This window comes from Pseudomonas simiae, from assembly GCF_000934565.1.
Lineage (GTDB): Bacteria > Pseudomonadota > Gammaproteobacteria > Pseudomonadales > Pseudomonadaceae > Aquipseudomonas > Aquipseudomonas simiae.
This window is the reverse complement of the sequence record NZ_CP010896.1, coordinates 2,872,799-2,882,155: the sequence shown is the minus strand read 5'-3', so window position 1 is coordinate 2,882,155 and position 9,357 is coordinate 2,872,799. Positions and strand designations below refer to the sequence as shown.

Here is a 9,357-nt window from a genome sequence, read left to right as displayed (position 1 = left end):
TCCGCCCATCTCAAATACATTGGCGGATGCACCTCATGGAACAGTCACTCAAACATTTGCGCTTCCCCCTGGCGGTTTTGGCCGTGGTGGTGATGAGCGCGTGCGGCAAGACCCCGGAACAAGCGGCCGCCATGCCTGCTGCCAAAGTCAGCGTGGCCAAGGTGCTGGAACAACCGGTCAACGAGTGGGACGAGTTCACCGGTCGCCTGGAAGCCCCCGAAACCGTACAGATCCGTCCGCGCGTGTCCGGCCAGATCGATCAGGTGGCCTTCACTGAAGGCGCCCTGGTAAAGAAAGGCGACCTGCTGTTCCAGATCGACCCGCGTCCGTTCCAGGCTGAAGTCCGCCGCCTTGAAGCCCAGTTGCAACAAACCCGCGCCGCCGCCACCCGCAGCGATAACGAAGCCCAACGCGGCGAGCGCCTGCGCCAGAGCAATGCGATTTCGGCCGAACTGGCCGACTCGCGCACCACCGCTGCCCAGGAAGCCCGCGCTGCCGTCGCCGGGATCCAGGCGCAGTTGGACCTGGCCAAGTTGAACCTGAGCTTTACCCGTGTGACCTCGCCGATCAGCGGGCGTGTCAGCCGTGCCGAAATCACCGCCGGTAACCTGGTGACCGCCGACGTCACCGCGCTGACCAGCGTGGTCTCCACCGACAAGGTCTACGCCTACTTCGACGCTGATGAGCGTGTGTTCCTCAAGTACACCGAACTGGCTCGCCAAGGCCGTCGCGGTGCGACCACTCCGGTTTATCTGGGCCTGTCCAACGAGACCGGCAACCCGCACCAGGGCCAGATGAACTTCGTCGACAATCAGGTCAACCCGGCCACCGGTACCATCCGTGGTCGCGCCGTGTTCGACAACAGCAAAGGCGAATTCACCCCTGGCCTGTATGCCCGCTTGAAGCTGGTTGGCAGCGGCACCTACTCCGCCGTGTTGATCAACGACGAAGCCGTCGGCACCGACCTCGGCAAGAAGTTCGTGCTGGTGATGGAAGGCGACAAGCCGGCTTATCGCTCAGTGGAACTGGGGCCGAAGATCGAAGGTTTGCGCATCGTGCGCAGTGGCCTCAACAAAGAAGACACCATCGTCGTCAAGGGCCTGCAGCGCGTGCGCCCAGGGTCGCCGGTCGCCCCGGAAACCATTCCGATGGCCAGCAAGGAAACCCTCGCCGCCTTGGCCCAACAACGACAAGCGCTTGAAGCCAGCAATCTGGAACAAGTGGCGCCGGATAAAGCCGCGCCGAAACTTGCCAGCGCTGCGACCCCACGCGGTTAAGGGATACGACTCAAGATGAATTTTTCCAAGTTCTTCATTTCGCGGCCGATCTTCGCAGCAGTGCTCTCGCTGCTGATCCTGATCGCCGGTGCGATCTCGCTGTTCCAACTGCCGATCAGCGAATACCCGGAAGTGGTGCCGCCGACCGTCGTGGTACGCGCCAACTTCCCGGGCGCCAACCCCAAAGTCATTGGTGAAACCGTGGCCGCTCCGTTGGAGCAAGCCATCACCGGCGTCGAGAACATGCTGTACATGTCCTCGCAGTCGACCGCCGACGGCAAGCTGACCCTGACCATCACCTTCGCCCTGGGCACCGACCTGGACAACGCGCAGGTGCAAGTGCAAAACCGCGTGACCCGAACTCAGCCGAAACTGCCTGAGGAAGTGACGCGCATCGGTATCACCGTGGACAAGGCCTCCCCCGACCTGACCATGGTGGTGCACTTGACCTCCCCGGATCAGCGCTACGACATGCTGTACCTGTCCAACTACGCCCTGCTCAACGTGAAGGATGAGTTGGCGCGTCTGGGCGGTGTGGGTGACGTGCAATTGTTCGGCATGGGCGACTATTCGCTGCGGGTGTGGCTGGACCCGAACAAGACCGCTTCGCGCAACCTGACGGCCACCGATGTGGTGACCGCGATCCGTGAGCAGAACCGTCAAGTGGCCGCCGGCGCCCTGGGTGCGCAACCTGCCCCGACCGCCACCGCGTTCCAGTTGTCGGTGAACACCCAAGGTCGCCTGGTGACCGAGGAAGAGTTCGAGAACATCATTATCCGTTCCGGCGATAACGGTGAAATCACTCGTTTGAAAGACATCGCACGGGTAGAGCTGGGTTCCAGCCAATACGCGCTGCGTTCGTTGCTGAACAACCAGCCGGCCGTGGCGATCCCGATCTTCCAGCGCCCTGGCTCCAACGCCATCGAGATCTCCAACGAAGTGCGCGGCAAGATGGAAGAGCTGAAAAAGAGCTTCCCGCAAGGCATGGACTACAGCATCGTCTATGACCCGACCATCTTCGTGCGCGGCTCCATCGAAGCGGTGGTGCACACCCTGTTCGAAGCGTTGATCCTGGTTGTGTTGGTGGTGATCCTGTTCCTGCAGACCTGGCGCGCCTCGATCATTCCGTTGGTGGCCGTGCCGGTATCCTTGATTGGTACGTTTGCGGTGATGCACCTGTTTGGCTTCTCGCTCAACGCGCTGTCCTTGTTCGGATTGGTACTGGCCATCGGTATTGTGGTGGACGACGCCATCGTGGTGGTGGAGAACGTCGAACGGAACATCGAACTGGGCCTGGACCCGTTCCCGGCCACTGAAAAAGCCATGAGCGAAGTGACCGGCCCGATCATCGCCACGGCGCTGGTGCTGTGTGCGGTGTTCATTCCAGCTGCCTTTATCAGCGGCTTGACCGGGCAGTTCTACAAGCAATTCGCCTTGACCATTGCGATCTCGACGGTGATCTCGGCGTTCAACTCGCTGACCTTGTCCCCTGCCCTGGCCGCGGTGTTGCTGCGCAGCCATGACGCGCCGAAGGATCGTTTCTCCAAGATTCTCGACAAGATTTTCGGCGGCTGGTTGTTCCGTCCGTTCAACCGCTTTTTCGAAAAAGCCAGCCACGGTTATGTCGGCACCGTACGCCGTGTGATTCGCGGCAGCGGCATCGCCCTGTTCCTGTACGCCGGTTTGATGGTGCTGACCTGGTTCGGATTTGCCCACACCCCGACCGGTTTCGTACCGGCCCAGGACAAGCAATACCTGGTGGCGTTCGCCCAATTGCCGGACGCCGCGAGCCTGGACCGCACCGAAGACGTGATCAAGCGCATGTCTGACATCGCGCTGAAACAACCGGGTGTGGAAGCTGCCGTAGCCTTCCCGGGCTTGTCGATCAACGGTTTCACCAACAGCCCGAACAGCGGCATCGTGTTCGTGACCTTGAAACCGTTCGACGAACGTAAAGACCCGAGCATGTCAGCCGGTGCGATTGCCGGCGCGTTGAACGGTAAATACAGCGACATCCAGGAAGCCTACATGGCGATCTTCCCACCGCCGCCGGTACAGGGCCTGGGTACGATTGGTGGTTTCCGCCTGCAGATCGAAGACCGTGGCAACCTGGGTTACGACGAGCTGTACAAAGAAGTGCAGAACATCATCACCAAGAGCCGTACCACGCCGGAGCTGTTCGGCCTGTTCACCAGCTACACGGTCAACGTGCCCCAGGTCGATGCCGCCATCGACCGTGAAAAGGCCAAGACCCACGGCGTGGCGATCAGCGACATCTTCGATACCCTGCAGATCTACTTGGGTTCGTTGTATGCCAACGACTTCAACCGCTTCGGCCGGACCTACCAGGTCAACGTGCAGGCTGAGCAGCAGTTCCGCCTGGATGAAGACCAGATCGGCCAGCTGAAAGTGCGCAACAACAAAGGCGAGATGATCCCGTTGGCGACCTTCATCAAGGTCAGCGACACCTCGGGCCCGGACCGCGTGATGCACTACAACGGCTTCATCACCGCTGAAATCAACGGCAACGCTGCACCGGGCTACAGCTCGGGCCAGGCTGAAGCGGCGATCGAGAAACTGCTGAAAGAGGAACTGCCCAACGGCATGACCTACGAGTGGACTGACCTGACCTATCAGCAAATCCTCTCAGGTAACACTGCGCTGTTCGTGTTCCCGCTCTGCGTACTGCTGGCGTTCCTGGTACTGGCCGCCCAATACGAAAGCTGGAGCCTGCCATTGGCGGTGATCCTGATCGTACCGATGACACTGCTGTCGGCGATTACCGGGGTGATTATCTCGGGTGGCGACAACAACATCTTCACCCAGATCGGCTTGATCGTTCTGGTAGGCCTGGCCTGTAAGAACGCGATTCTGATTGTCGAGTTCGCCAAGGACAAACAGGCAGAAGGCCTCGATCCGCTCGCTGCGGTACTGGAAGCCTGCCGTCTGCGTCTGCGGCCGATCCTGATGACCTCGTTCGCCTTCATCATGGGTGTGGTGCCACTGGTGTTGTCCAGCGGTGCCGGTGCCGAGATGCGTCATGCCATGGGCGTGGCGGTGTTCTCCGGGATGATCGGTGTGACCTTCTTCGGTCTGTTGCTGACGCCAGTGTTCTACGTACTGATCCGTCGCTATGTAGAGCGCAGCGAAGCGCGCAAAGCGGCCAAGGCCTTGAAGCTGGAGACACAGCAATGAGTGTGAAAGTATTCCTGCCGAGCTTGTTGGTACTGGCGCTGAGCGCCTGTGCCGTGGGCCCGGACTACAAAACCCAGACACCGGAGGCGGCCAATATCACGGCCGCTGCCGATGCCAAGCAGTATGACCACGCCAAGTTCGAAGGCATCTGGTGGCAACAGTTCGAGGACCCGACCCTCAACCAACTGGTAACCCAGGCGCTGCAAGGTAACCGGGATCTGCGCGTCGCCTTTGCTCGCCTGCGGGCGGCACGGGCGATCCGCGATGACGCCAGCAATGACGCCATGCCCACCATCACCAGCCGTGCCAGCAGTGACCTGGCCAAGGGGCAAATCCCGGGCCAGACCACCAAGCGCGTTAACAGTGAGCGTTATGACCTCGGCCTGGACATGGCCTGGGAACTGGACCTGTTCGGTCGCATCCAGCGCAACCTGGAAGCCACCGACGCCGACCAGCAGGCCGCCGAGGCTGACTTGTACCAGCTGCAAGTCACCATGATTGCCGAACTGGTGGACGCCTACGGCCAACTGCGTGGTGCGCAACTGCGTGAACGCATTGCCCTGGACAACCTGAAGAACCAGCAGGAATCGCGCACCATCACCGTCAGCCTGCGGGATGCCGGTGTGGGCGACCAGCTCGACGTGGAGCGTGCCGACGCGCGTCTCGCGGCGGTTGAGGCCAGCGTGCCGCAACTGCAAGCCGAACAAGTGCGCGAGCGCAACCGCATCGCCACCCTCCTCGGCCAGCGTCCCGACAAGCTCAGCGTCGACCTGGGCCCGAAAAACCTGCCGGCAATTGCCAAGGCGTTGCCGATTGGCGATCCAGGGCAATTGCTGCAACGTCGCCCGGACATCCTCAGCGCCGAACGTAAACTGGCTGCTGCCACGGCGCGTATCGGCGTGGCCAAGGCCGACCTGTTCCCCCGAGTCAGCCTCAGCGGCTTCCTCGGCTTTACCGCCGGGCGAGGCTCGCAGATCGGCTCGTCCGCCGCGAATGCCTGGGCCCTGGGCCCAAGCATCACCTGGGCAGCATTTGACCTGGGCAGCGTGCGCGCCCGTTTGCGCGGCGCCGATGCCGAGGCGGACGGCGCCCTGGCGACCTACGAGCAGCAAGTCCTGTTGGCCTTGGAAGAATCCGAAAACGCCTTCAGCGACTACGGCAAACGTCAGCAACGCCTGGTTTCGTTGATCCGCCAAAGCGAATCCAGCCGCGCCGCCGCCGACCTGGCCGCGATCCGCTACCGCGAAGGCACCGTGGACTTCCTGGTGCTGCTGGACGCACAACGTGAGCGCCTGGCCGCCGAAGACTCCCAGGCCCAGGCCGAAGTGGATTTGTATCGCGGGATAGTGGCGATCTACAAAGCGCTGGGGGGCGGCTGGCAGCCGGATACGGTGGTCGCCAGCGCCAAGTGATGTAAAGCGCTCCTTTGGTTGGTCGCATCCAGCCAATTTTTTGCCCCGTGGTCCATTCGGTCACGGGGCTTTTTTTGACATAGCCACAGCGACATCACCATGGCATCAAGCTGCTCGCCTATGGCATCCTTTCGGCCATACTACAAAAAACTGATGCAATCTTTATCAAACGTTGGTGCTGAACTACGGAAGGTTTATGGCGATTTTTGCGAATGAAGCAGCCATGCAAATGTGGATGGCAGAGCAATTGGAGAATGTCGACGGCTTCGGGGAGCTGGTGGAATCGAGTGATGTACCAGAACCAAAGTCTATTGAGGAAGGGTACATAACTAAGAGCTATGAATTTTGCTTGGACGCCCTGAATTTCAACATTGTGATTTCTGCCAATGAAAACATATCGCTTGATCCAGGCGACATACTGAAACCCGATTTTCTCCTCTACTCTTCTGAAAGTGAAGCGGTAGTCGTGGTTGAGCTAAAAAATCAGTCTGGACCCACGCGACAAGCGGGCACAGAATTGGGCGCCTATACCGCTGAGATAAAACAGTACCTCCCTTTTATTGCAGGGTCCGATGTCATTAGCATTGTGGTCTCACCCGACTGGCCGGTATTGCTTAGGCACTATATCTTCAACGAAATCGTATGGGGCAACAAACGAGTTGTATGCCTAAGACCAATCCAAAGAGACGATCAGATTAAATTAGAACTGGTACCACCTGAAGAACTTATAGAGGGCAATCTGAGCGTCTTGTTGAGCGATGAGCACTTAGGTGGATTTCATATTTCTCTTTATGACATGGAGCTTTACCGAGGAGGGGCAAGAGAACGTATTTCAGCGTACGTTGAACAGATGCAGACAGCCACCAAGTATATCGCCGCCAAGGGACGAGCGCAGAGTAACAATGGCTTTGCGTTTTTGTGGAAAAATGAACGAACAGAAACGCTAGCGCCGTATTTCATCACCGTGGTCAACGTTGCGCCTTTTAAAATGCTCGAACGCTTTGTTCGCACGTTTGCTATCGAGGACGATTGCATGCTGGATAGGATCATTAAAAAAGTCGCGTTTGAGTACTCGCCAGAGGGGCACGGAGCATCCATTGGTGAACAATACAAAGATTCATTGAAGTTTCTTCGGACATTTTGCTCAGCGCAATCCGAAGGTTTCCTCAGTTGGCCAGCCCTAAAAGCGTTTATGATAGAGCACTCAACCTTGATCTCATTTGAAGCGTGGGGCATATTTGAAAAGTCCTTATTTGAGGAGCTTGAAAAAGCATATGCCAACAACAACACCACCTTAAAATCAAACGATCCCGAACTCGGAATGAGTGTTCTAAATACCGTTATCGATAGCAACTATCAATACATAGACCTTCGAGATTTTTACGCTCCCCCTGACGATCAGGATGAGGACGACTATTAAGTTACTCAACACTCAGGTACAGGACTTGAATCCCCAGCCACACCCAAGTTTAAAATCAGCCCACGATAATGCCCCGGATTCGACCCGCTCCATTTACGAAACGCCTTATAAAACGAACTCGTATCCGCAAACCCCAACCGCTCCGCGATCTCGGCAAAACTGATCTGTGGCTCCGCCAACCACACAATCGCCAATTCCTTGCGCACACTGTCCTTGAGGCCCTGGTAGGTCTGCCCTTCCTCCGCCAGGCGCCGCCGCAAGGTTGAGGCGGAGATGCACAGGCTGACGGCGAGACCTTCAGTCTCCGGCCAGGTGTTGGGGGGGAGCTGGCGCAGGTCGTGCTTGATGCGGGTGGCGAGGCTGTCGGGATCGCGGTATTTGACCAGGATATTGGCCGGTGCGTGAGCCAGGAAACGCTTGAGTTCTTCCGGGGTGCGCTTGATCGGCAGGTCCAGGCAGTCGGCAGAGAAGATCATCCGCGTACGGGGCCGATCGAAACGCAGGTTGTCGGAGAACATCACCTGGTAGTCAGCGCAAAAGTCCGGTTTTGCGCAGCGCAGCTCAATCGCCAGGATTGGAATACGTCGTCCTGCCAGCCAGCAGGCCACGCCGTGCACAATCATCCAGTAGGTAAAGTAGGTGAAGGCGCGATTGGGTTCAGCCTCGGGCTCGACCAGCACGATCTCCGCCAGACTTTGTTGACGCACCAACTCAGCGGGCATCCGCTCCAGCATGAGTGACAGGAACCCCAGCGCGGTCTCCAGGCTGGTGGCGAGGGTTGGCTGCGCCATTGCAGCGCGGCAGAGAAACGCCAGGCTACCGGACTTGAGCTTGCGCGGGTCCATGCCAAAGAACTCATCATCGGTACGGCGTGCCAACAGGCGCCATAGACGTGCGTAGGTGGTGGCCGAAACCCGCGCGCTAGGTTCGGCCAGCCACTGCGGGTCTATCCCGGCGTCGTGCAGCACTTCAGCACTGGGCGCCCCCGGCGCGCAGCTTTGCAATAAAGCTTCACGCACAAGATGAATGGAGATGGTGTCTTTTTCCGACATGGTGAACCGCGTATCCAGCTGCGCAAAGAATGGCACGCATCATAAGGGCGGACGCGCATTGCCACCACCGTTCAGCCCATGTTCAGCAAACGTCAAGGATTGTTGTTTAGCAATGAGTATCATTATGTTACAAATTAGCACCCTATCTAGTTGTGACGCGGTGCCGAATGCTCGTTCCTTTCCTCATCATGCTGCGCGAAGGCATTGAAGCCGCATTGATCGTTGGCATCATCGCCAGCTACCTGCAACAGACCGGCCGTGGCCAGTGGATGCCCGCCGTGTGGATCGGCGTGTTTCTCGCTGCTGCACTGGCCCTGCTGGTCGGTGGGGGCCTGGAACTGGTCAGCGCCGAGTTCCCGCAAAAACAGCAAGAATTGTTTGAAGGCGTGGTTGGCCTGGTCGCCGTGGGCATCCTTAGCTCCATGGTGTTCTGGATGCGCAAAGTGGCGCGGTCCATCAAGCATTCCTTGCACGAATCCCTCGACCACGCCCTGGCCGGTTCCAAACACCAGGTCACGGCGCTGATCCTCATGGTGTTTTTCGCCGTGGCCCGCGAAGGCCTGGAAACCGTGTTCTTCCTGCTGGCCGTGTTCCAACAGAGCGAAGGACCAGGCGCACCCATAGGCGCCCTGCTCGGCCTGATCCTCGCGATCATCGTCGGTTTCCTGATCTATACCGGCAGCATGCGCCTGAACCTGGGGGCGTTTTTCCGCTGGACCGGCCTGTTTATCCTGGTGGTGGCTGCCGGCATCCTCGCCAATTCGGTGCAGGCCCTGCATGAAGCAGGCGTGTGGAATCACCTGCAGACCGTGCTGTTCGACTTCAGTGCCGCGTTGCCCATGGACAGCCCGCTGGGCTCAGTACTGGCCGGGATGTTCGGCTATCAGGAAGCGCCGACCATCAGCACCCTCGGCGCCTACTTGATTTATCTGGTGGTGGCCTTGGCAATGTTCTTCCTGCCCACCGCACCGGCCACACCCTCTTCCGTTTCCAGCCAGTAA

General features: G+C 58.9%; 6 protein-coding genes. 5 read left to right on the top strand and 1 reads right to left on the bottom strand.

Annotated elements, in window-relative coordinates; all coding sequences use genetic code 11:
* Positions 1-35 precede the first annotated feature (35 nt).
* The 4 genes from mexE (at position 36) to PF1751_RS12930 (ending at position 7,304) form a co-directional block, all read left to right on the top strand.
* The gene (gene mexE / locus PF1751_RS12945; protein ID WP_042571180.1) at positions 36-1,277 is read left to right on the top strand and encodes a multidrug efflux RND transporter periplasmic adaptor subunit MexE; all 1,242 of its coding nucleotides are present in this window, start codon (positions 36-38) and stop codon (positions 1,275-1,277) included.
* Between the two features lie 15 nt (positions 1,278-1,292).
* A complete protein-coding gene (locus PF1751_RS12940) occupies positions 1,293-4,472 on the top strand; it encodes an efflux RND transporter permease subunit (RefSeq protein WP_010210597.1) in 3,180 nt (1,059 codons plus the stop codon).
* A complete protein-coding gene (locus PF1751_RS12935; protein ID WP_038453228.1) occupies positions 4,469-5,884 on the top strand; it encodes an efflux transporter outer membrane subunit in 1,416 nt (471 codons plus the stop codon). Before PF1751_RS12940 ends, PF1751_RS12935 begins: the two co-directional genes overlap by 4 nt.
* 196 nt (positions 5,885-6,080) lie before the next feature.
* A complete protein-coding gene (locus tag PF1751_RS12930) occupies positions 6,081-7,304 on the top strand; it encodes a hypothetical protein (RefSeq protein WP_021491993.1) in 1,224 nt (407 codons plus the stop codon).
* A 5-nt stretch (positions 7,305-7,309) separates the two neighbouring features.
* Here PF1751_RS12930 and PF1751_RS12925 read toward each other — a convergent pair whose 3' ends face one another.
* Complete coding sequence (locus tag PF1751_RS12925) at positions 7,310-8,356, bottom strand: AraC family transcriptional regulator (RefSeq protein ID WP_044287146.1); 1,047 nt, start codon at positions 8,354-8,356, stop codon at positions 7,310-7,312.
* Between the two features lie 167 nt (positions 8,357-8,523).
* On the opposite strand from PF1751_RS12925, the gene efeU reads away from it, so the two are divergent.
* Positions 8,524-9,357, top strand: a complete 834-nt coding sequence (efeU, locus tag PF1751_RS12920; protein ID WP_044287145.1) for an iron uptake transporter permease EfeU — start codon at positions 8,524-8,526, stop codon at positions 9,355-9,357.

Bases quoted from the DNA above. Each gene is read 5' to 3' on its own strand.
- mexE (WP_042571180.1), top strand. From the start codon at position 36: ATGGAACAGTCACTCAAACATTTGCGCTTCCCCCTGGCGGTTTTGGCC.
- PF1751_RS12930 (WP_021491993.1), top strand. From the start codon at position 6,081: ATGGCGATTTTTGCGAATGAAGCAGCCATGCAAATGTGGATGGCAGAG.
- efeU (WP_044287145.1), top strand. From the start codon at position 8,524: ATGCTCGTTCCTTTCCTCATCATGCTGCGCGAAGGCATTGAAGCCGCA.
- PF1751_RS12940 (WP_010210597.1), top strand. From the start codon at position 1,293: ATGAATTTTTCCAAGTTCTTCATTTCGCGGCCGATCTTCGCAGCAGTG.
- PF1751_RS12925 (WP_044287146.1), bottom strand. From the start codon at position 8,356: ATGTCGGAAAAAGACACCATCTCCATTCATCTTGTGCGTGAAGCTTTA.
- PF1751_RS12935 (WP_038453228.1), top strand. From the start codon at position 4,469: ATGAGTGTGAAAGTATTCCTGCCGAGCTTGTTGGTACTGGCGCTGAGC.